Genomic DNA, 21,601 nt, shown 5'->3' on the forward strand with positions numbered 1-21,601 from the left:
ACCGGGCAATCGGGACATTATGCACGTCGGATGGCGGGCACCCTCTACAATGAGAGGCCGGCTGGAGATTGGGCTTCGGACCTTCACGGTTTTTCGACGCGAGGTTCACGAGCTTGCACTGTCGGCATTGAGGCCCCCGCATTTAGCATTCGCTTTCTGGATCGCTCTTCGCCATGACTTCGCCTGCCGACTCAGACCTGCTGAGCTTCGTACGCTTCGCCGACATTCCGCCCGAGCACCAACCCACCGACGAGCATCCGATCCGTGTGCGCTCGCGGCCCATGCCGTTGGGTTCGCGCATCGCACGGCATCGGCATGCGTGGGCGCAGGTCGCCTACGCATCGCGCGGCGTGCTGCGAATCGGGACAACCGGTACGACGTGGATGGTGCCGCCATCGCGCGCGATCTGGGTGCCTCCGCATGTGACGCACGAAGTGGTGGCCGTCGAAGATGCCTATCTGCGCACGCTCTACATTACCGAAAGCACCGTGCCCGCCGGGCTGGATACGCCGCGCGTAGTCGAAGTCTCGGATCTGTTGCGAGAGGTGATTGCCGCGCTCGACACCCCTGGCATTTCCGCCGCGCGTGAGCAGTTGCTCGGCGCCCTTGCGCTTGATGAATTGACCCGCTCGCAGCCGTTGCCGTTATCCGTGCCGATGCCTAACGAGAAACGTCTGCGTGCGTTATGCGAAGCGGTGATCGAAGACCCGACGCATGGCGAATCGCTCGAACAATGGGCGTCCAGTGTCGGCGCGAGTACGCGTACGATCGCGCGGCTGTTCCGGCAGGAATTGGGAGTGAGTTTTTCGCAATGGCGTCAGCAGGCAATTCTGGCGCGCGCCATTCCGCTATTGAGCCAGGGGCGGCCGCTTTCGCATGTCGCGCAGGAACTTGGCTATCAAAGCCAGAGTGCGTTTTCCGCCATGTTCCGGCGCGCGTTCGGCGAAAGTCCGCGCGCGTTTATCGAGCGGGGCTCGGAGCATCGTCCGGAAAATCGCGAGCCTCGCAGTGCGCGGCCCGATGATGAAGAAACTGCGCGAGAAAGTGTCGACGTGGCAGGCGACCGCGACCGCTAAGTGGCGATCTCAGACCCGTCGCGCCAGATGGCGGATTGCGCCAAGCTGCGCGAGCCGTGGTCCCGTCAGTTTGTAGCCTTTGCGTTGATAGAGCCGTGCGGCGGGATTGTCGACGAACACCCGCAGTTGCAGTTCGCGCAGCCCGCGCTCCCGTGCCCACTGGTGCGAAATATCGAGCAGATAAGTGCCGGCTCCAAGCCGCCGATGCCCCTCGGCAATCTGCACGTCGCGGATATGCAGCGAATCGCCCTCTTGCGTGATGCGCAGTACGCCGATCGGCGTGCCATCCACCTCGAGAATAAAATTCTCCGATTCGCGCCAACTGCCGAGAAAAAGATCGCCGCGCCAGACCAGATGATGCCGGCGATAGTAGCCACCCATGTTGTTGCGAGTCAGCGCCTCGGCGAACTCGAAATCATCCATGCTGGCATGACGCAGATGAAACGGTGAGGTAGCTTCGGTTGGATCGAACATGGCGCAACGACGAAGATGAGCGACGGGGATAATTCGGGTCAACGGTAAAACAGGCGAAGCGCGCTGGCAATGGCTGTTTGTCCCGAGCATACCCAGGCGGGATAGTCTGTGGAATAAGCGATGAAAAATAAGCGGCAATAAAAAAAGCCCACTTCTTTCGAAGTGGGCTTTCTAAAATCTGGCGGAGCGGACGGGACTCGAACCCGCGACCCCCGGCGTGACAGGCCGGTATTCTAACCAACTGAACTACCGCTCCAGATTTTGTACCGCTGGCTTGTGAGCTACGCCCACTTACCTACAGCAACCTGCTACTGCACCGTTCAAACTTCCAACCGAACGACGCCGATGTTTTGGCGTCCCCTAGGGGATTCGAACCCCTGTACTCACCGTGAAAGGGTGATGTCCTAGGCCTCTAGACGAAGGGGACAGCGTACTGCTTACAACTTTAATGAAAAAGCCCGTTCATGTTCGTGCGAACGGGCTTTATCTGGCGGAGTGGACGGGACTCGAACCCGCGACCCCCGGCGTGACAGGCCGGTATTCTAACCAACTGAACTACCACTCCAGTTTTCCATCTACTTGCGAGCGTTGGTTTTTTCTCTGCAAGCTGCGCTGCTTTACTGCCAATCGAGATTTCACTCGAACACTAAAGCGACGCTGATGTTTGGCGTCCCCTAGGGGATTCGAACCCCTGTACTCACCGTGAAAGGGTGATGTCCTAGGCCTCTAGACGAAGGGGACATAATCTTTTCAGATCTGTCTTTAATTCGCTGCTAACACGCCAGTAACTGTTGCTAACTTGCTACTTCGTTTCGTCAACTGCGAAGACCGCTATTATAACTACGTTTCAGTCGTTGGGGAAGTTTTTTTACTACAACTTGCAGACTTCTCAACAACTTTCTACTACTCGCTCTGCTGTGTTGGTGGAGGTAAGCGGGATCGAACCGCTGACCTCTTGCATGCCATGCAAGCGCTCTCCCAGCTGAGCTATACCCCCGCGGCACATCAGAGAAACGAGATTCTAGAGGCCAATTTGCGTCTTGTAAATACCCTTTGAGCAATTGCATGCGACTTTTTTCGCAAGTCGCATGCAAACCCTCTCAACACACGCTCGAACTCGCTCAGGTCAGCGCTTTTTCAATGCGGCCGACAACGACATCGCGACCAAACAACATCAGCACGCTGTCGATTGACGGTGTATGCGTCGTGCCCGCCACCAGCAGACGAACCGGCATCGCCAGTTGCGGCATCTTTAGCTTGTGTGCGGCGAGCGTTGCCTTCAACGCTGCGGCGATCGCTTCCTTGGTCCACTCGACGGTCTTGAGCGCGGCGGCCAGATCGGCAAGCGCCGGACGCACCGTCTCCGTCACGTGTTGCGCGAGCGATTCAGCATCAGGCGCAGGCACGCTATAGAACATCGCGGCATTCCCGGCAATCTCCTTCACAGTCGACGCACGATCCTTCAGCAAGCCGACCACCGCAGTCAGATCTGCACCTCGAGCGATTGCGGCTTCGTCGATACCCAAGTCGGCGAAGAACGGCCGGGCCAGTTCAGCGAGGCGCGCGTTGTCCGCTTCCTTGATGTAGTGCGCGTTCAGCCAGTTCAGTTTGTCGTGGTCGTACTGGGCCGGCGACTTGCCAAGATGATCCAGATCGAACCATTCGACGAACTGCTCGCGCGAAAACACTTCCGCGTCGCCATGTGACCAGCCGAGGCGCGCGAGATAGTTGACCACCGCTTCGGGCAGATAGCCTGCGTCGCGATACCCCACCACGCTCATCGCGCCGTGACGCTTGCTCATCTTCTCGCCCTGCTCGTTCAGCACGGTCGGCAGGTGCGCATACACCGGCGGTTCGCCGCCGAGCGCACGCAGAATATTGATCTGGCGTGGCGTATTGTTCACGTGATCGTCGCCGCGAATCACGTGGGTGATCTTCATGTCCAGATCGTCGACGACCACACAGAAGTTGTACGTCGGCGTACCGTCCGGGCGCGCGATGACGAGGTCGTCGAGTTCTTCGTTCGAAATCTCGATGCGGCCCTTCACAGCGTCGTCCCACGCGACCACGCCGGTCAGCGGATTGCGGAAGCGCAACACGGGCTGCACACCTTCGGGCGGCTGCGGCAGCACTTTGCCGGGCTCCGGGCGCCACGTGCCGTCATAGCGCGGCTTTTCACCGGCTTCGCGCTGGCGGTCGCGCAGCGCATCGAGTTCTTCTGTCGACATGTAGCAGGGGTACACGAGACCCGCGTCCTGCATCTGCTTGAGCACTTCGCGGTAACGGTCCATGCGCTGCATCTGATAGAACGGGCCTTCGTCGAAATCGAGGCCGAGCCAGTCCATGCCTTCGAGAATGGCGTCGACGGATTCGCTGGTGGAGCGCTCGACGTCGGTGTCCTCGATCCGCAGCACGAAGGTCCCTTTCATCTTGCGCGCGAACGCCCACGGATAAAGCGCGGAGCGAATGTTGCCCAGGTGGATGAAGCCGGTGGGACTCGGTGCAAAGCGGGTACGAACGGAGGTGGTCATTAGCGGTTACTCGGAAGACAGGCGCCGGCGCCCCGGCAGACATCAACCGTGAGGCGCGGCAGCGGAACGCGCCCATGCGGCAGACAACGCCATGCACGGACACGAAGGAATTAAATGCGAGAGCCGAATTATACCTTCCGCACGCGCGTTGCCAGGCTCGGCCGAACGGCCTGGGCCGGCGTTCGGAGCGCGGGTGACGAGGCTGAACGGCTGGTTTCCTGCAGCGTGGACCACGCCGCAGGAAATGCAGCGCTCGCCGCCCACTTCCACCCGCGAACCGCTCCGGAACGCCATCCGAAGCCTTCCTCTGCAACGTTTCATTACCGCGCCGCCGCGCGCCCAGGCCTTTGATTTATGATGTGCGCGCGCTGCGGCAAGAGTCAGATCCTCGGCGTGGAAAACACCTGTCCGTCTGATTAGCAGCCTGATCGCGGCCCGTGGCGACGCCAATTGCGTCGTCCGCGCCGTTGCTGGAGAACTCGTTGAAACCGTCATCGCCCCGCCTCGCCCGCCGCAATTTTTCATTGGCAGCCGCTTCCGCTGTGCTCGCCGCCTGCACCACCACCGGCGGCAGAACCGATAACACGCCGATCGCCGCCACGCCCACCATCAACCCGCCGCCCGTCGAAAAAACCGGGCGGCCGGTCCGCGTCGCGCTCGCGCTCGGCGGTGGCGCCGCGCGCGGCTTCGCACACATCGGCGTGATCAAGGCGCTCGAAGCACGCAATATTCAGGTCGACCTGGTGGCAGGCACCAGCGCGGGCTCGGTAGTCGCCGCACTGTACGCATCGGGCATGAACGGCTTCGCGCTGAACAAGCTCGCGTTGACCATGGACGAAGCGTCGATCAGCGACTGGGCAATGCCGTTCCGCACGCGAGGCTTCCTGCAAGGGGTCGCGCTGCAGAACTACCTGAACACGACGTTGAACAACCGTCCGATCGAAAAGATGGTCAAGCCACTCGGCGTGGTCGCGACCGACCTGAACACCGGTCAGCCGATCCTGTTCCAGCGCGGCAACACGGGCATCGCCGTGCGCGCATCGTGCAGCGTGCCGTCGATTTTCGAGCCGGTGAAGATTGGCGGCCACGAGTATGTCGACGGCGGCCTGGTGAGTCCGGTGCCGGCATCGTTCGCGCGCAAGATGGGCGCGGATTTCGTGATCGCCGTGGATATTTCGCAGCGCCCGGAAACCGGCCTGACCTCGAGCTCGTTCGACGTGCTGATGCAGACGTTCACGATCATGGGCCAGACGATCAAGGCCTATGAACTCGACAAATACGCAGACGTGGTGATCCGCCCGAATCTCGCGGCCATGAGCGGCAGTGATTTCTCGCAACGCAACGCCGCGATTCTGGCTGGTGAGGAAGCGGTCGCGAAGATGATGCCGGAGTTGCAGCGCAAGCTGGCTGCGAGTCGCGCTGCGGCGTGAGACGACGCAAACGCGCATTGATATGACGCCGGCGCCTCGATAAGTCGTTCAGGCGTCCGGGGGCGCCCCAACTTCCTGCAATCCTTCGCTGGACCGCCCAAACGCAAAAAAGCCTGCTTCGTTCGAAGCAGGCTTTTTTTGACACTCGAAACCGCAGAAGAGCGATTCAGGTTGGATTAATTATTGCCGCCAATCGTCGCGTTCACGCGTTTGCGCAGATCTTCGCCTTCCTGATACGACGTCTCGATCCGGCGAGCACCCGTAAAACGCTTTTCCCAGTAGCCGTCGTCCATGTCGTCCACGCGAATCGTGCTGCCCGTGGACGGCGAATGCACGAATTTGTTGTCGCCGATATAGATGCCAACGTGCGAGAACGTGCGGCGCATCGTGTTGAAGAACACCAGATCGCCCGGCTTCAGGTCGCTGACGCGAACTTTCTCGCCGACACGGCTCATTTCTTCAGCACGGCGCGGCAGCGCCATACCGAGCGTGTCCTGGAACACGTAGCGGACGAACCCGCTGCAATCGAGCCCTGAATCAGGTGTATTTCCGCCCCAACGGTAGCGAACGCCGATCATGTTCAGCGCGCCGACCACCACGTCGCCCGCTTTTCCAGCCATGCCGGAAAGGAACGATTTGGCGCCGCTGCCGCTATCAGCCGCGGCCGGTTGCGAGTTGGAGAGGGACAAAGGATTCGACCCGGTAGAGGTCGAGTATGAGGCATTCTGATTGAAACTGCTTACTTCGTCGGCGAACGCGCCGGGAGTTGCTGCCATCAAGACGCCAATGAACATCCCGGCGACGACGCGCGTACAAGCCTGGGTTAGGTTTCTGTGCTGCATTGGTCGGTAGTTTTTGCCTAGAAATCAGTGGGATACGGAAAAAAGTTTGGTCGATACTAACCAGTAGGTATTCATGTGTCAAAACAAATAGAAAAATTCAATCGAGATACGCACCCAATTGGTGAAAGGGTGAAAAATCAATGATCAAGCGCTGCTTTCAGCAGCTTTCGCGTGTAAGGATGCGACGGCGTCGCAAAAATTTTCTCAACGTCGCCACTTTCGACGATCGAACCGTTTTGCATCACTGCGACGCGGTGCGCCATCGCCCCGATCACGGCCAGATCATGACTAATAAAAATGAAGCCAAGGTTGTACTTCTGTTGCAACCCGGCGAGCAATTTCAGCACTTGCTGTTGAATTGAAACGTCGAGCGCGCTGGTCGGTTCATCGAGGATCAGAATGCGCGGCTCCAATACCAGCGCGCGTGCAATCGCAATCCGCTGCCGCTGGCCGCCCGAAAATTCGTGCGGATAACGATACAGCGCCGTGCGGTCGATACCGACCTCGCGCAGCACCGACATCACCTTGTCGCGCCGCGCCTGCGGCGTCATTTGCGGACGGTGCAACGCAAGCCCTTCCCCGACGATCCGCTCGACGGTCTGGCGCGGTGAAAGCGAACTGAACGGATCTTGAAAGACAACCTGCATATTCGACCGTAAGGTGGTCTGTTCCGCGCCGCGATAGCTGCCGAGCGCCCGCCCCTGAAACTCGATCTCTCCGTGCGCGGTACGTTGCAGACCGAGCAGTGCCATCGCAAGCGTCGACTTGCCCGATCCCGATTCGCCGACGATCCCCAGCGTCTCACCCTGGCGCACCGAGATATTCGCGTCGGCGACCGCACGAAAGCGTCCCGAGCGAAACCAGCCGTCGAAGCCCGGCAGCTTCGTTTTGAAATCGACCGAGACGTCGCGCGCTTCGAGCAGCACGGGTGAAATTGGCAGCACCGGCACGACCGTGCGTTCCGGACGGCTCGCCAGCAGCCGCTGTGTGTATGGATGCTGCGGCGACTCGAATACCTGCTCGACCGTCCCGCTTTCAACCAGCACGCCCTTTTCCATCACCGCGACGCGTTGCGCGAAATGGCGGACCAGGTTCAGATCGTGCGTGATCAGCAGCACGGCCATCCCGCGCTTTTCCGCTTCGTCGCGTTGCAGCTCCAGCAGCAACTCGACGATCTGCGCGCGAATGGTCACGTCGAGCGCGGTGGTCGGTTCGTCGGCGAGCAGCAAACGCGGACGGCATGCCAGCGCCATGGCAATCATCGCGCGCTGCCGCTGGCCACCCGACAGTTGATGCGGATAGCTGTTCACGCGCTTGCCCGGCTCGGCGATGCCCGTGCGCCCGAGCAACGCGACCGCCCGTTTGCGCGCCTCGTTCGCCGACACGCCGTCATGCACGACGATGGTCTCCGCGATCTGGTCGCCGACCGTGTAGAGCGGATTGAGCGCGGTCATCGGCTCCTGAAAAATCATTGCGATGTCGGAGCCGCGCAGGCCGCGCATCTCGCGTTCGGTCCTGGCCAGCAAGTCCTGACCGTCAAAACGGATCGAACCGCTGATGTGCGCGTCGCTCAACAGCCGCAGGATCGACAGCGCGGTCACGCTTTTGCCCGACCCCGACTCCCCCACCAGCGCGACGCGCTCGCCGCGCTGGATCGCGAGGGTGACGTCGTTCACCGCGACCGTGTCGCCGAACGTCACATGCAGGCGCTCGAGCTCGAGCAATGGTGTCGAAGACGCGCCAACCCGCGCTGCGTTGTGCTGCAACGTCGCGCTCATTGATTGCCTCCGGCGCGCATCGCATCGGCGATCCGGGTATCGAGCGCGTTACGCAGCGCATCGCCCATGAAGGTCAGCAGCAGCAACATCGCAACCAGCACGCCGAAGGTGGACAGCGAGATCCACCACGCGTCGAGATTCGCCTTGCCTTGCGCGAGCAATTCACCGAGGCTCGGCGTCGGCGACGGCACCCCAAGGCCGAGAAAGTCGAGGCTCGTCAGCGCGAGAATCGCCCCGCTCATCCGGAACGGCAGGAACGTGATCACCGGCGTCAGACTGTTCGGCAGCACGTGGCGCCACATGATCTGCCAGTTCGACAGACCCATCGCCCGCGCCGCGCGCACATAGTCCTGATGACGATTGCGCAAAAATTCCGCACGCACGTAGTCGGACAAACCGATCCAGCCGAACAGCGACAGCAGCACGATCAGCAGAATGAAACCCGGTTCGAAGATCGACGAGAAGATGATCAGCAGATAAAGCTCGGGCATCGCACTCCAGATTTCGATCAGGCGCTGGCCGACTATATCGGTGCGTCCGCCGAAATATCCCTGCACCGCGCCCGCCGCAATGCCCAGCACCGTGCCGATCAACGTCAGCACGAGCCCGAACTCCACCGACACCCGGAAGCCGTAAAGCAGCCTCGCGAACAGATCGCGGCCGCGGTCGTCGGTGCCGAGCCAGTTATCGCGCGACGGCGGCGCCGGGTTGGGCGCCTTCGAGAAGTAATTCAGCGTGTCGTAGTAATAGCGGTTTGGCGGATACACGGCGAAATTGCCCGGCGCGTCGAAACGATGCTTCACGTACGGGTCGAGATAATCGGCTGGCGTCGGAAAATCGCCGCCGAAGGTAGTCTCCGCGTAGGTCTTGAACAGCGGGAAATAGAACTGGCCGTCGTAGCGCACCACCAGCGGTTTATCGTTCGACCACAGCGGTCCGGCGAGACTCGCCGCGAACGCGACGACGAACACGATCAGACTCCAGTACCCCAGACGCTGCTGGCGAAAACGCTGCCACACGCGCCGCGCGGGCGACGGCGAAACGAACGCGCGAGCCGGTTCGGTGCGCGCCGATGCATCGGCGGAAAGGCGGGCTCGATTCATCAGCGCTCCAGTTGTTCGAATTGGATGCGGGGATCGACCCACACATAACAGAGGTCGGAGATCAGCTTGGTCGCGAGACCGATCAGCGTGAACAGATACAGCGTGCCGAGCACGACCGGATAGTCACGCCTGACGACGGACTCATACGACAGCAGCCCGAGCCCGTCGAGCGAAAACAGCGTTTCGATCAGCAGACTGCCGGTGAAGAATGCACCGATAAACGCAGCCGGAAAACCGACGATCAACGGCAGCAATGCATTGCGAAACACGTGCTTCCACAGCACACGTCGTTCGGACAGACCTTTCGCGCGCGCGGTCAGCACGTATTGTTTGCGGATCTCGTCGAGGAACGCGTTTTTGGTCAGCATCGTGACGACCGCGAAACTGCCGACCACCGACGCCGTAATCGGCAACGTGATGTGCCACAGATAATCGACGATCTTGCCGCCGAGACTCAACTGCGCCCAGTTATCCGACGTGAGATTGCGCAGCGGAAACAGCTGCAGGAACGAACCGCCGCCGAACAGCACGAGCAGCAGCACGCCCAGCACGAAGCCAGGAATGGCATAGCCGATCAGCACGACGAGACTCGTGGCGAGATCGAAGCGCGAGCCGTTGCGCACCGCCTTCGCTATCCCTAACGGCACCGATATCAGATACGTCAGAAAGAAAGTCCACAGGCCGATGCTGATCGACACGGGCAGCTTCGACACGATCAACGACCACACGCTTTGATGGCGGAAATAGCTCTGCCCGAGATCGAAGGTAGAGAAACGCTTGAGCATCAACACGTAGCGTTCGAGCGGCGGCTTGTCGAAGCCATATAGCTGTTTGAGCTGCGCGATCTGCTGCGCGTCGACGCCGCTATGCGCGCGCAGACCGAACGGCGCGCCGCCCTCCGCGCCCTTGCGCAACTCATGCTGCATCTGTTCGACCGGGCCACCGGGCACGAACTGGATCACGACGAATGTCAGCGTCAAGACGCCGAGCAAGGTCGGAATCATCAGCAGCAGACGTTTGACGATGTAGCTCCACATAAGCGGCGTTCCGGTGCGAAGGCGGTGAATGAATGACGCGTCAGTGCGACGGCGCCGGAGGCTGCTGGTGCGGCGGCTCCTGCCACCACGTCGAGGTGATCCAGCCTTCCGCGCCATAGTACAGGGGCAATGTTTTTGGCCACGCGAGGCCGCGCCTGAACGCCACCCGGTGCGTGCCGCTGTACCACTGCGGCACGACATAGTAGCCATGCATCAGCAGACGGTCGAGCGCATGCGTCGCGTCGACCAGTTGCTCGCGCGTCTGCGCGTGCACGAGCGCGTTGAGCACGGCATCAACAACGGGCGACTTCACGCCGATGGCGTTGTCCGACCCTTGAGTATCCGCGGCCTTGCTGCCAAAACGTTCGATCTGCTCAGAGCCCGGCACCTGCACGTCGGGCATGCGGATCGTGGTGACGTCGAAATCGAATGCGTCCAGGCGCTTCTGGTAGACCGCGAAATCCGATACGCGAAACGTTGCGGTAATGCCGAGCTTCTGCAAATTACGGATATAGGTCGCAACGATCGGCTCCATCGACGCCGCCGAACCGGAGTCGTCGAGAATCTCGAACTGGAACGGCTCGCCTTTCGCGTTACGCAATGCGCCGGCGCGATAGGTCCAGCCCGCAGCCTGCAACAGCGCCCGTGCCTGCAGCAGATTGGCGCGCAACGAACCGGGCGGATCGGTATCGGGCTGCTTCGGCGGCGGCCCGAAGACCGCCGGGTCGAGTTGCGAGCGCCACGGCTCCAGCAACGCAAGCTCGCCCGGCGAAGGCAGACCCTTGGCCTGCAAATGCGTGTTTGCAAAGAAACTGTCGATGCGCGTGTATTGATTGAAGAACAACTGCCGGTTCAGCCACTCGAAGTCGAGCGCAAGATCGAGCGCCTTACGCACGCGCACATCCTGGAATAACGGTCGCCGCACGTTCAGCACGAAGCCCTGCATGCCGGTGCCGTTATGTTGCGGAAATTCGCGCTTGATCAGCTCGCCGCTGTCGAACCTCTTGCCGACATCGCGGCGCACCCAGTTGCGCGCCACATATTCGACCAGCGCGTCATACTCGCCCGCCTTGAAGGCTTCGAGGCGCGCGGTGGCATCCGAATACAGCTTGTAGACGATGTGATCGAAGTTGTCGGTGCCGACCCGCACCGGCAACGTCGCGCCCCAGTAGTTCGGGTCGCGGCGGAAGGTAATCGTGCGGCCGTTATCGTAGCTGTCGATCAGATAGGGACCGCTGGCAATCGGCTTTTCGAACGCCAGCTGGTCGAACGGAATACGGCTGCCGTCAGGCTTCAATCCCCATTTGCGCGAGAACACCGGCATGCCGCCTGCGAGCAGCGGCAGCTCGCGATTGCGCTGATGGAACTCGAAGCGGATCGTGCTGGGATCGACCACCACGGCACGCGTGATCTCGCCGAAGATCGACGCGAATTGCGGTGCGGCCTGGGGGCTCTTCAACGTGTCGAGAGAGAACTTGACGTCGTCGGCGGTGACCGGATCGCCATTTGAAAAACGTGCTTTCGGGTTGATGTGGAACGTGACCGACAAGCCGTCCGGCGCGATCTGGATGTCGTCGGCGAGCAGTCCATACGCGGACGCCACCTCATCACTGCTGCCGGTCGTCAGACTTTCAAACATCAGATCCACGCCTGGCGCCGTATTGCCGCGCAACGTGAACGGGTTGAATTTATCGAAGCTCGTCAGACGGCTGGGATTGGCCAGCACCAGCGTGCCGCCTTTGGGCGCATCCGGATTGACGTAGTCGAAGTGCTTGAAATCCGCCGGGTATTTCGGCTCACCGTATTGCGCAATGGCATAGACCGCATATGCGTGCGGCGCTGCGAGCAACGCGGCCACGGCCATCACGCCGGCCAGCAACGAAGCACAGGCACGGCGCAATGAGCGCAATGAGTAGATTGAGCGCAACGAACTCCATGACCGCAAACTATGCGGCGTCACCGCCTGACCAACACGCGAGGGTCTGTGAATCACGCTGCATTCAAGTGCACGAGGCGTTTGCTCCCGTCGCGAGCCAGATGTCATGAGAGCCTTGTTGGTCAGTGGGCCAGATTCGAGGTGAGAGAATTCTACCGAATAAAGCTACTCTCTCCGCGCGGTCATGACACGCAATCTTCACGTGCAGGTTCGCGAGCAACGGGGCTTGCACAGGCGTCGCGCCAAGCGAGCGTGCGTTATCTCGCGGCGTCGCCCGGCGCGAAAGGCGTGCGCGTGAACGGCATGCGGCGGGACCGATCAGAGCGTCTCCGCGAGCGGCATTGACGGCTTCGGAAGCCCGCTCGATTTCGTCGAGCAGAAGGCGCCGCTCACGCGCAATGTGACAACTGAACAGGTCGGCGAGATACCGCAGCGTTTTTGCTGTCGGCCCTGGCGGCGACGGCGACGGCCTAAACCGTGCACGTGGATAGCGGACTCAGTGCGGTAGCGGACGGCATGATGTCCGTCGCCGGTCAACCATCCAACCGCATTGCGCGCGATCAAATAAAAAAAACCGCCTGTTTAAAGGCGGTTTCTTCATTGCTGACGCGTGGGCCCGGTGTGAAGCGCTCACGCGCTACAGCTTAGTGCCAGCCACGATGATTGTCGTAGTGGTCGCGGCCGTAGTCGGCGTGACCCGGAGGATGATGACGATACCAGTCGTCGCGGCCCCAGTAGCGACGGCCGTCCCAGTAGCGGTCGCCATGCCAGCCGATCACGATCGACGGGCCGCCGTAATACACCGGAGCCGGTTGATAAATGACGGGCGGCGGAGGCGGCGGAGGCGGTGCGTAGACCGGTGCGGGAGCGACGTAGACCGGCGCGGGAATGCCGATATTGACCCCGACATTGAGGCCCGAGGCCATGGCAGCGCCTGCTGCACCCAACGTCAAAACCCCGATAAGCAGTGAAACAAGACGAGCGGACTTCATCGATCACCCTTTGGAAGAACGTGTTGTGGCCGAAATATAGCGCAAGGGATCCCTCCGCGTATTTCAACTTTGTAATAACTGATGCATAACATCGCGCGCCCGCCCACTGGGTTACTTCTGGTTACATTGGACAAGGTTTCTGCGAAAAAGCAGCGGGATTGTAACCGAGCGTGTTGCGGGTTCGACGCGCCGCCCTGCTTCGCGAGTCGCGTGTCGACACGGGAACCTCTGCTTACCTTGGGGCCATCGCGCCGCGCAGCCGGTGCCCACTTGTCGGTCACACCTGAACGTCGAGCGCGCCGACCACCCGGCAGGAATCCGTAGGATTTCGAATCATCTGGCTGACTATCCGCAGACTTCTCTGTCGCCCATCAGAACGCCGCTGTTACGCGGGCGCCGCCGCATTGGCTCATGCGCGTCCGCGCGGCGACCGTTCACACATGAACGCCGCTCGGTTCACGAACCTAAAAAACGAACATTTGGTTTTCGAAAGAACATTTCAACGAAAATTTCACGCACGCCGTCATCAGATGACCAAGCCGAACGTTAAGCCAACTTAATGATTTTCGCCCATAAAATAGGCGATAAGCCGTGATTACATATGGTTTTCCCTAGTGTATAGCGCACCTTCAAGTGATACGATGACCGACACTGAAAATCTGAAAATGTTCGAATTCGCGCATGTCCGCTCCGGAACCATCGAACCGGCGGATCCATGGGCTACGGAGACCGATTTTGAAAACAATCGCTGGACTACGCTGGTGGATCATCGCGCTCGTATGCGCGGGCACCATCGTCAACTATCTGTCGCGCAACTCGCTGGGCGTCATGGCGCCGCAGTTGATGACGCTGCTGCACATGAGCACGCAGCAGTATTCGTATGTGGTCGGTGCGTTCCAGATTGGCTACACGGTGATGCAACCGGTGTGCGGCGTGATCATCGACCTGATCGGCCTGCGTCTGGGTTTCGCGCTGTTCGCCTGCCTATGGTCGATGACCGGCATCTTCCACGGCTTTGCGAGCGGCTGGCTGTCGCTGGCCGCGTTGCGCGGGCTGATGGGTTTGAGCGAAGCGGTCGCCATTCCGGCCGGCATGAAAGTGGTCGCCGAATGGTTTCCCGACCGCGAGAAATCGGTGGCCGTCGGCTACTTCAATGCGGGCACCTCGCTCGGTTCACTGCTCGCGCCGCCGCTGGTCGTGTTCCTGTCGCTGCGCTACGGCTGGCAGAGCGCCTTTGCGGTGACCGGCGCGCTCGGCTTCGTGTGGGCGGCCGCATGGTATCTGCTGTACCGCTCGCCGGCCGAGCACAAGCTGATCGGCAACGCTGAGCGTGAAGCAATTACGAGCGGACAGGCGCCGGCCGCTCCGCGCCGCCGCAGCATCCGCGAAGTACTGCGCACACGCCGCTTCTGGGCGATTGCGCAAGCGCGCTTTTTCGCCGAACCAGCGTGGCAGACATTCAGCTTCTGGATTCCGCTTTATCTCGCCACACAGCGTCACATGGATCTGAAGCAGATCGCGCTGTTCGCGTGGCTGCCCTTTCTCGCCGCCGACCTGGGTGGCCTGTTCGGTGGCTATCTGTCGCCGTTCCTGATGAAACACTTCCGTATGCCGCTGGTCCGCTCACGTATCTCCGGCGTCGTGCTCGGCGCGCTGATGATGCTCGGACCGGCCTGCATCGGCCTCGTCGCCTCGCCGTATCAGGCCATTGCGCTGTTCTGCGTCGGCGGCTTCGCGCACCAGATGATTTCGGCGCTCGTGAACACCCTCGCCGCCGACGTATTCGACCCGAGCGAAGTCGGCACCGTGGCCGGTTTTGCGGGCATGGCCGCGTGGATCGGCGGCCTCGGCTTCTCGCTGACGGTCGGCGCGCTGGCCGACTCGATCGGCTACACACCGCTATTCGGCGCCCTCGGCGCTTTCGACATCATCGGCGCGACGCTGCTGATCATCCTGATGCGCGGCGTGCCGCCCGACGGCCGCCCGCGTCAGGTCGCCAACCATGGCGCAAGCTTCCCTGCGTGACCTCATTCGAAGACCCATCATGCGTTCATTGAATCTGAAATACCCGCCACGTTTTGCGTTGTCGTCCCATGTCGACAACCACCTCGTTCTGACCGCGCAGGAAAATTGCCGGATCGAACTGTTCGTCCTTGCCGAGGACATCATCCGCGTGCTGGTGCTGCCGGACGGCGAGACGCATGGCCCGCGCAGCTGGGCGATTGCGCCAGGCGCGGAAGACGTCGCGCTCGAAGGACGTGAGCGCCGCGACATGAGCGGCTTCGTGCCGCCGCCGTTCAGCGTGTCGAATCAAGCCGGTCAGGTCGTGATCAAAACGGCGCGCGTGCGCCTGACGGTGACGCTCGCAGGCGGCTTCTGCGCGTGGGACATCCTGCACGACGGCACATGGCATCGTGTGATGAGCGACCGCAAAACGCAGGCGTACAACTTTGGCTGGTGGGACCAGCGCGCGTATCACTACATCGAGCGCCGCAACGATGAGATGTATGTCGGTCTCGGCGAGCGCGCGGGTTCGCTGGACCGCGCGCATCAGAGCTACGAGATGCGCAATATCGACGCGATGGGTTACAGCGCGCGCACAACCGATCCGCTCTACAAACACATCCCGTTCTACGTCACGTGGCAGCCGCAGGCGTCGACGGGCTTCGGCCTGTTCTACGACACGCTCGCCGATTGCCGTTTCGACATGGGCCGGGAGCTGGACAACTACCACGGTCACTACCGGCATTTCGTCGCCGAACATGGCGATCTCGATTACTACTTCATCGCGTCGGCTGGCACGCCGCTGAATGCGGTGCGCCGCTTCACGTGGCTCACCGGGCGCCCGGCCTGGATGCCGAAGTGGGGCCTGGGTTATTCCGGCTCGACGATGAGCTACACCGACGCGCCCGATGCGCAGCACCGCATGGGCGAGTTCATCGACAAGTGCCGCGAGCACGACATGCTGTGCGATTCGTTCCACCTGTCGTCAGGCTATACGTCGATTGGTCCGAAGCGTTACGTGTTCAACTGGAATCACGAGAAGTTTCCGGACATCGAGGGCTTCGTGCAAAGCTATCTCGATCACGGCGTGCGTCTGTGCGCGAACATCAAGCCTTGCCTGCTGCAGGATCATCCGGCATTCGAAGAGGTCGCGAAAGCCGGCCTGCTGATCGAATCGAAACACGGCGACCCGGCATGGGTTCAGTACTGGGACGAAGTGGGCGCGTATCTGGACTTCACGAATCCTGACACCATCAACTGGTGGAAAGCACGCGTGAAAGACGCGTTGCTGAAGTACGGCATCGCGGCAACCTGGAACGACAACAACGAATTCGAGATCTGGTCACCGGACGCCATCGCGCACGGCTTCGGCAACGCGTTCCCCGCCCTCCAGGCGAAGGTGCTGCAAACCCATCTGATGATGCAGGCGTCGCACAGCGCGCAGAGCGAACACTCGCCGGACAAACGGCCGTTCCTCGTGTCGCGCTCGGGCGGCGTCGGCATGCACCGCTACGTGCAGACGTGGTCCGGCGACAACTACACGTCGTGGGAAACGCTGCGCTTCAATCTGAAAATGGGCCTCGGGCTCGCGATGTCGGGCGTGTCGAATAGCGGCCATGACATTGGCGGCTTCTCGGGGCCGGCGCCGGGTCCGGAACTGTTCGCGCGCTGGGTCGCGTTTGGCATCTTCCTGCCGCGCTTCAGCATTCACTCGTGGAACGACGACGGCACCGTCAACGAACCGTGGATGTACCCGGAGGTCACGCAGCAGGTGGCCGATCTGATCAAGCTGCGCTACCGGTTGATCCCGTATCTGTACGAGTTGCTGTGGCAATCGCACAGCGCCTATGAACCCGTGTTGCGGCCGATGTTTGCGGAGTTTCCGCACGACCCGCGCTGTCTCGTCGACAGCGACGACATGATGCTGGGTTCGTCGATGCTGGTCGCGCCGGTGGTCGACGCGGGTCAATCGACCCGCGACGTGTATCTGCCGGCCGGCTCGCGCTGGGTGTCGTACTGGAGCGGCGAAGCGTTCGACGGCGCCCAGACGGTGACGTTGCCGGCTCCGTTCGAGCGGCCCGTGTTCCTGCTGCGCGAAGGCAGCGTGGTGCCGCTGAACTTCGCGGAACAGCACTTTGGCCGTCCCGCCGACGAGCGCGCGTTCATCGCGGCACCCCCCGCCGGCGTGGGCGCGGCGCAGGGCACCTGCGTCGAGGACGACGGCGAAAGCCAGGCGTGGCGCAATGGCGAGCAAGGCCACTGGAACGTCACGCTCACTGGCGACGCGAACGCATTGACGGTGTCGGTCGAACGGGAAGGCTGGATGCAGCAGCCGCAGGCACAGGTCCGCGTGTTCGTGCCGATGCACGAGACGCGGGCGATCGTCTGCGCGAACGGCACGCTTTCGGCAGATCACACAGCCGACGGCTGGCGCTGCCTGACGATTGCGCTGCCGCACTAACGCATCACGAAACGCCAGAAGGTAGTGGCGGTAGTGGCGACGCGTGGCGACGCACTAAACCACAAAACATATCCGCCTGAAAAAGCAATGAACGCCCGTTGAACATTCAATGGGCGTTCATTGCGGGATCAGGCCATCCATCGAGTCTGGAGACACGACCATCATGAATACAATCCAGCGCGCGCGGACCCGCGCGCTCGCCCTCTGCTGCCTGCCGCTCGCGGGCGCCGCATTATCGACCAGTGCATCGGCGCAAAGCAGCGTCACGCTGTACGGCGTCGTCGACAATGCGCTCACCTATGCCAGCAACCAGCACGGAAGCTCGAACGTCTACATGAGCCAGGGCAACCTGCAGGCGAGCAAGTTCGGCTTGCTCGGCTCGGAAGATCTCGGTGGCGGCACGAAGGCGATCTTCCGGCTCGAAAGCGGTTTTAACTCGCTGACCGGCGCGCAAAGTAGCGCGGGCTACATGTTCAACCGGCAAGCCTACGTCGGACTGAGCAACGACCGCTACGGTACCGTGACGCTCGGCCGCCAGTACACGCCTTACTTCCAGATGGTCGGCGGGCTCGGACCGACTGGCGTGCTCACCGGCGCGACCGGCGCGCACCCTGGCGATCTCGATGCACTCGACACGACGCTGCGCTTCAATAATTCGATTACCTATCTGTCGCCGACCATTGCAGGTCTGCAGGCCAGCGCGCAATACGCACTTGGCGGCGTACCGGGCAGCATCGCCGCCGGCGGTCAATTCAGCGCGGCACTGCGCTACGACTATCTGCCGTTCTCGATCGCGGCTGGCTACGTGAAGTTGAAGGACATCGCGACGAGCGGCGCGCTCGGCACGTTCGCGATCAACTCGCCGGTCAACAGCGGTTATGCGAGCGCACGCAGCGCGCAGTTATTCGCGGCAGCAGGACGTTATACCTGGCACGATCTGATGGTCGGCCTCAACTACTCGAACGTGCAGTACGCGCCGGGTAACGGTTCAATGTTCCACGACAAGGCGGTCTTCAACACGTTCGGCGCGATTTCGACGTACCGGATCACGCAGAGTGTGACCGTCGGCGGCGGCTACAGCTTCACGCAGTCGAGCAAGACGAATGGGATCAGCGATCCCGCGCACTATCACCAGATTTCGCTCGAGCAGACGTACAACCTGTCCGCGCGTACCACGCTGTATGCGCTGCAGGCGTATCAGCACGCTAGCGGCAAAACGCTGATCGTCGCGGACGGTGCAACGAGCATCATCGACGCAGTCGCCGTCGTGGGCGACTCGCAAAATACGACGCCGTCTTCCGGACCGTCGCAGTTTGTCGGCATGGTGGGTCTGCGGCACGCGTTCTGATTGACTTTTGATTGACGTGTGATGCTGGAAGCGATGCGGCGCGATCGTGCAGAAGGGAGCTTGTGTCTAGTCCGTTTGCAAGGTCGCGCCGTTTCTTTTGAGCGGTGGATATCCGAACGCATCTCTACTCATCTGGCTCGGGACAATCAGTTTGAAGGAGCGGCGGGACCTGCTGCGGCGGTCATGTCGACTTGCGCCATCAAGGTCAGACGCCGCCCATTTGCGGATCGCAGGACGGCCCTGCGTGGTGCAAGTCATCGAAGATTTTCGGATGGCTCGTGCGCAGGCGATGAAACTCCGCGCAACCGGCCTCGCCATCCGGAATCCATTTGTCCTGCTGCACGCCTGCGTGGCCGGTGATTGTGAGCCTGGGTTAGATCTGCGCGCGCTGTTCGTTGGTCGCGAGATCTCGCGTCTTCAGATAGGCTATGCATGCGCCGCCAAACATCGATTGCCGCAGATAGCGCCATTGGTCATGATTGTTGAGCGCGATGCTCAAACAGTGACTGGTGTGTTGCCGCGCTCATGCGGCGCGGCTTTGACAGCAGAGCGGGCTGCGACGTCGAGAGCCACATTTTTCCGCAAGCTGAAGATCGATTCAGTGAGTTCGACGAGAGTGTCTGAAGGCCGCTATCTTCACGCTGCGCTCTTCTTTCGCAACAAGAAAAACCGCCAGAGGCAGTTACACAACTCTGCCCGCGATGCGCTAATTGATAGACCGAAATGGCCGACAAAAACAAAAACCCCGCAGAGCCTAGACTCTGCGGGGTTCTCTCTACCACTTCTGGCGGAGACGGAGGGATTCGAACCCTCGATCCAGGTTTTGGCCCAGATGCTCCCTTAGCAGGGGAGTGCCTTCGACCTCTCGGCCACGTCTCCCAAACTTTCTGTTGCACAGGGAGTCAGTGCAACGAAGCCAAGATAATAGCGGGCCAAACTGCGAAGGTCAATGTCTAACGAACACTTTTTGTGCCAATTTTGTCAGTGGCGACGCAATTTGTTCACATTGCCACTACAAGACAAACGGGGCGCTGTGGAGCGCCCCGTGGTTCAGCAAAATTACGCGTGATCCAGTTCGAAAGCCTTATGCAGCGCGCGTACCGCGAGCTCCATATACTTCTCGTCGATCAGCACCGAAATCTTGATTTCGGAAGTCGAGATCATCTGGATGTTGATGCCCTCTTCCGACAGCGTGCGGAACATCGTGCTAGCGATACCCACATGCGAACGCATGCCGACGCCGACTACGGAAACCTTCGACACCTTCGGATCGCCCAGCACCTTTTCGGCCTGCACGTGACCTTGCACCTGGTTCGTCAGGATGTCCATGGCGCGCTGGTAATCGCCGCGGCCAACCGTGAACGTGAACGCCGTTTTGCCTTCGACGCTCTGGTTCTGGATGATCATGTCGACGTCGATATTCGCGTCCGCCACCGGGCCGAGAATCTGATACGCGATGCCCGGCTTGTCGGGCACACCCATCACGGCGATACGAGCTTCGTCGCGCTGGAACGCGATGCCCGAGATGACTGCTTTTTCCATGGTCTCGTCTTCTTCAAAAGTAATCAGGGTGCCCGACTTCATTTCAGTGTCGAGCGGGATGAGCGGATCGGTCAGGCTCGACAGCACGCGCGTCTTGACCTGATATTTGCCGGCGAATTCCACCGAGCGGATCTGCAGCACCTTCGAACCCAGGCTGGCCATTTCCAGCATTTCTTCGAACGTCACGCGATCGAGACGGCGAGCCTCTTCGACCACGCGCGGGTCGGTCGTGTATACGCCGTCGACGTCGGTGTAAATCAGACACTCATCGGCTTTCAGCGCGGCCGCGATTGCGACCGCCGACGTATCGGAACCGCCGCGGCCGAGCGTGGTGATGTGGCCGTCAGGGTCGATGCCCTGGAAGCCGGTGATCACCACCACCTTGCCCGCGTCGAGATCGCGCAGCACGCGCTCGCCGTCGATTTCGCTGATGCGCGCTTTCGTGAACGCGCTATCCGTTTTGACCGGCACTTGCCAGCCAGCGTAGCTGACCGCGTCGACACCGGCGTCCTGCAGCGCCATGGCCAGCAAACCCGAGCTGACCTGCTCGCCCGTGGCGGCGATCATGTCGAGTTCACGCGGGCTCGGCTGGGAGTTGATTTCTTTCGCGAGACCGAGCAGGCGGTTGGTTTCGCCGGACATCGCCGACGGCACGACGACCATCTTGTGGCCAGCCTTGTGCCATTTCGCGACGCGCTTGGCGACGTTCTTGATGCGCTCGACCGAGCCCATCGAGGTGCCGCCGTATTTATGTACGATGAGTGCCATTGTCGTTCTGAACTGGAAGAGAAACCGCGCTGGCGCGCTGGTGACGACCGCACAAAAGCACAGAAGCGCAACGTCTTGTGAACGACGGCAAAATGTGTGGCGGCGTAAATGCAGCACGCGTGCAGCACGCGCGGATTTGCCCGGAAATGATCGCTAATGGCTCAACGGGGAAACGACGGATCACGCTCGCAAACCGGCGACAGCGACAAAAGCGATTGGAAAAATCGGGTCGGGCAAACAAGTTAACGTACCCGATCGAGCGAAAAAAGACAAGCCGGA

General features: G+C 61.1%; 15 protein-coding genes and 6 tRNA genes. 5 read left to right on the top strand and 16 right to left on the bottom strand.

Features of this window, described 5'->3' with window-relative positions:
* The first annotated feature begins 173 nt into the window (after window positions 1–173).
* The gene (locus LMG28727_RS14735; protein WP_201643077.1) at window positions 174–1,076 is read left to right on the top strand and encodes an AraC family transcriptional regulator; all 903 of its coding nucleotides are present in this window, start codon (window positions 174–176) and stop codon (window positions 1,074–1,076) included.
* A 9-nt stretch (window positions 1,077–1,085) separates the two neighbouring features.
* Here the strand turns inward: LMG28727_RS14735 and LMG28727_RS14740 are convergent, their stop codons facing one another.
* From LMG28727_RS14740 to gltX, 7 genes are all read right to left on the bottom strand, one after another.
* Window positions 1,086–1,550, bottom strand: coding sequence for a GNAT family N-acetyltransferase (locus tag LMG28727_RS14740; protein WP_201643078.1), 465 nt, complete (start codon window positions 1,548–1,550; stop codon window positions 1,086–1,088).
* A gap of 179 nt (window positions 1,551–1,729) precedes the next feature.
* Window positions 1,730–1,806: transfer RNA gene (locus LMG28727_RS14745), tRNA-Asp, on the bottom strand.
* Between the two features lie 95 nt (window positions 1,807–1,901).
* Window positions 1,902–1,977: transfer RNA gene (locus tag LMG28727_RS14750), tRNA-Glu, on the bottom strand.
* Between the two features lie 61 nt (window positions 1,978–2,038).
* Window positions 2,039–2,115: transfer RNA gene (locus LMG28727_RS14755), tRNA-Asp, on the bottom strand.
* Window positions 2,116–2,215: 100 nt separating this feature from the next.
* Window positions 2,216–2,291, bottom strand: a tRNA-Glu gene (locus LMG28727_RS14760).
* Between the two features lie 180 nt (window positions 2,292–2,471).
* A tRNA-Ala gene (locus tag LMG28727_RS14765) sits at window positions 2,472–2,547 on the bottom strand.
* Window positions 2,548–2,671: 124 nt separating this feature from the next.
* A complete protein-coding gene (gene gltX / locus LMG28727_RS14770; RefSeq protein WP_201643079.1) occupies window positions 2,672–4,081 on the bottom strand; it encodes a glutamate--tRNA ligase in 1,410 nt (469 codons plus the stop codon).
* A 482-nt stretch (window positions 4,082–4,563) separates the two neighbouring features.
* On the opposite strand from gltX, the gene LMG28727_RS14775 reads away from it, so the two are divergent.
* Window positions 4,564–5,511 (top strand): patatin-like phospholipase family protein, encoded by a 948-nt coding sequence (locus tag LMG28727_RS14775; protein WP_201643080.1) that lies wholly within the window; start codon window positions 4,564–4,566, stop codon window positions 5,509–5,511.
* A gap of 176 nt (window positions 5,512–5,687) precedes the next feature.
* On the opposite strand, the gene LMG28727_RS14780 is transcribed toward LMG28727_RS14775, so the two are convergent.
* From LMG28727_RS14780 to LMG28727_RS14805, 6 genes are all read right to left on the bottom strand, one after another.
* Complete coding sequence (locus tag LMG28727_RS14780) at window positions 5,688–6,353, bottom strand: C40 family peptidase (RefSeq protein WP_201643081.1); 666 nt, start codon at window positions 6,351–6,353, stop codon at window positions 5,688–5,690.
* A 137-nt stretch (window positions 6,354–6,490) separates the two neighbouring features.
* Entirely contained in the window at window positions 6,491–8,131 is a 1,641-nt protein-coding gene (locus LMG28727_RS14785; protein ID WP_201643082.1) for an ABC transporter ATP-binding protein, read from the bottom strand.
* The gene (locus LMG28727_RS14790; protein ID WP_201643083.1) at window positions 8,128–9,234 is read right to left on the bottom strand and encodes an ABC transporter permease; all 1,107 of its coding nucleotides are present in this window, start codon (window positions 9,232–9,234) and stop codon (window positions 8,128–8,130) included. The genes LMG28727_RS14785 and LMG28727_RS14790 overlap by 4 nt, the downstream gene beginning before the upstream one ends.
* Window positions 9,234–10,271, bottom strand: coding sequence for a microcin C ABC transporter permease YejB (locus LMG28727_RS14795; RefSeq protein ID WP_201643084.1), 1,038 nt, complete (start codon window positions 10,269–10,271; stop codon window positions 9,234–9,236). Before LMG28727_RS14795 ends, LMG28727_RS14790 begins: the two co-directional genes overlap by 1 nt.
* A 40-nt stretch (window positions 10,272–10,311) precedes the next feature.
* Entirely contained in the window at window positions 10,312–12,135 is a 1,824-nt protein-coding gene (locus tag LMG28727_RS14800; protein ID WP_407945850.1) for an extracellular solute-binding protein, read from the bottom strand.
* 716 nt (window positions 12,136–12,851) lie between these two features.
* Window positions 12,852–13,199 (bottom strand): hypothetical protein, encoded by a 348-nt coding sequence (locus tag LMG28727_RS14805; protein WP_201643086.1) that lies wholly within the window; start codon window positions 13,197–13,199, stop codon window positions 12,852–12,854.
* 735 nt (window positions 13,200–13,934) lie between these two features.
* On the opposite strand from LMG28727_RS14805, the gene LMG28727_RS14810 reads away from it, so the two are divergent.
* The 3 genes from LMG28727_RS14810 (at window position 13,935) to LMG28727_RS14820 (ending at window position 19,012) form a co-directional block, all read left to right on the top strand.
* The gene (locus LMG28727_RS14810) at window positions 13,935–15,224 is read left to right on the top strand and encodes an MFS transporter (protein WP_201643087.1); all 1,290 of its coding nucleotides are present in this window, start codon (window positions 13,935–13,937) and stop codon (window positions 15,222–15,224) included.
* Window positions 15,225–15,243: 19 nt separating this feature from the next.
* Window positions 15,244–17,664, top strand: coding sequence for a glycoside hydrolase family 31 protein (locus LMG28727_RS14815; RefSeq protein ID WP_201643088.1), 2,421 nt, complete (start codon window positions 15,244–15,246; stop codon window positions 17,662–17,664).
* A 163-nt stretch (window positions 17,665–17,827) separates the two neighbouring features.
* Window positions 17,828–19,012, top strand: coding sequence for a porin (locus tag LMG28727_RS14820; RefSeq protein ID WP_201643089.1), 1,185 nt, complete (start codon window positions 17,828–17,830; stop codon window positions 19,010–19,012).
* A gap of 373 nt (window positions 19,013–19,385) precedes the next feature.
* Here LMG28727_RS14820 and LMG28727_RS34550 read toward each other — a convergent pair whose 3' ends face one another.
* The 3 genes from LMG28727_RS34550 to LMG28727_RS14830 all read right to left on the bottom strand — a co-directional run bounded on the left by LMG28727_RS34550 (window position 19,386) and on the right by LMG28727_RS14830 (window position 21,322).
* A complete protein-coding gene (locus LMG28727_RS34550) occupies window positions 19,386–19,511 on the bottom strand; it encodes a hypothetical protein (RefSeq protein ID WP_268960487.1) in 126 nt (41 codons plus the stop codon).
* A 286-nt stretch (window positions 19,512–19,797) separates the two neighbouring features.
* Window positions 19,798–19,891: transfer RNA gene (locus LMG28727_RS14825), tRNA-Ser, on the bottom strand.
* 180 nt (window positions 19,892–20,071) lie between these two features.
* Window positions 20,072–21,322, bottom strand: a complete 1,251-nt coding sequence (locus tag LMG28727_RS14830; protein ID WP_201643090.1) for an aspartate kinase — start codon at window positions 21,320–21,322, stop codon at window positions 20,072–20,074.
* Window positions 21,323–21,601: the final 279 nt, after the last annotated feature.

It is taken from the genome of Paraburkholderia metrosideri (assembly GCF_904848625.1).
Taxonomy (GTDB): domain Bacteria; phylum Pseudomonadota; class Gammaproteobacteria; order Burkholderiales; family Burkholderiaceae; genus Paraburkholderia; species Paraburkholderia metrosideri.

What these genes read in the sequence shown, in the direction of transcription:
- LMG28727_RS14820 (WP_201643089.1), top strand. Translation starts at nt 17,828, where the DNA reads ATGAATACAATCCAGCGCGCGCGGACCCGCGCGCTCGCCCTCTGCTGC.
- LMG28727_RS14790 (WP_201643083.1), bottom strand. Translation starts at nt 9,234, where the DNA reads ATGAATCGAGCCCGCCTTTCCGCCGATGCATCGGCGCGCACCGAACCG.
- LMG28727_RS14780 (WP_201643081.1), bottom strand. Translation starts at nt 6,353, where the DNA reads ATGCAGCACAGAAACCTAACCCAGGCTTGTACGCGCGTCGTCGCCGGG.
- LMG28727_RS14735 (WP_201643077.1), top strand. Translation starts at nt 174, where the DNA reads ATGACTTCGCCTGCCGACTCAGACCTGCTGAGCTTCGTACGCTTCGCC.
- LMG28727_RS14795 (WP_201643084.1), bottom strand. Translation starts at nt 10,271, where the DNA reads ATGTGGAGCTACATCGTCAAACGTCTGCTGCTGATGATTCCGACCTTG.
- LMG28727_RS14815 (WP_201643088.1), top strand. Translation starts at nt 15,244, where the DNA reads ATGCGTTCATTGAATCTGAAATACCCGCCACGTTTTGCGTTGTCGTCC.
- LMG28727_RS14830 (WP_201643090.1), bottom strand. Translation starts at nt 21,322, where the DNA reads ATGGCACTCATCGTACATAAATACGGCGGCACCTCGATGGGCTCGGTC.
- LMG28727_RS14805 (WP_201643086.1), bottom strand. Translation starts at nt 13,199, where the DNA reads ATGAAGTCCGCTCGTCTTGTTTCACTGCTTATCGGGGTTTTGACGTTG.
- gltX (WP_201643079.1), bottom strand. Translation starts at nt 4,081, where the DNA reads ATGACCACCTCCGTTCGTACCCGCTTTGCACCGAGTCCCACCGGCTTC.
- LMG28727_RS14800 (WP_407945850.1), bottom strand. Translation starts at nt 12,135, where the DNA reads ATGGCCGTGGCCGCGTTGCTCGCAGCGCCGCACGCATATGCGGTCTAT.
- LMG28727_RS14740 (WP_201643078.1), bottom strand. Translation starts at nt 1,550, where the DNA reads ATGTTCGATCCAACCGAAGCTACCTCACCGTTTCATCTGCGTCATGCC.
- LMG28727_RS14785 (WP_201643082.1), bottom strand. Translation starts at nt 8,131, where the DNA reads ATGAGCGCGACGTTGCAGCACAACGCAGCGCGGGTTGGCGCGTCTTCG.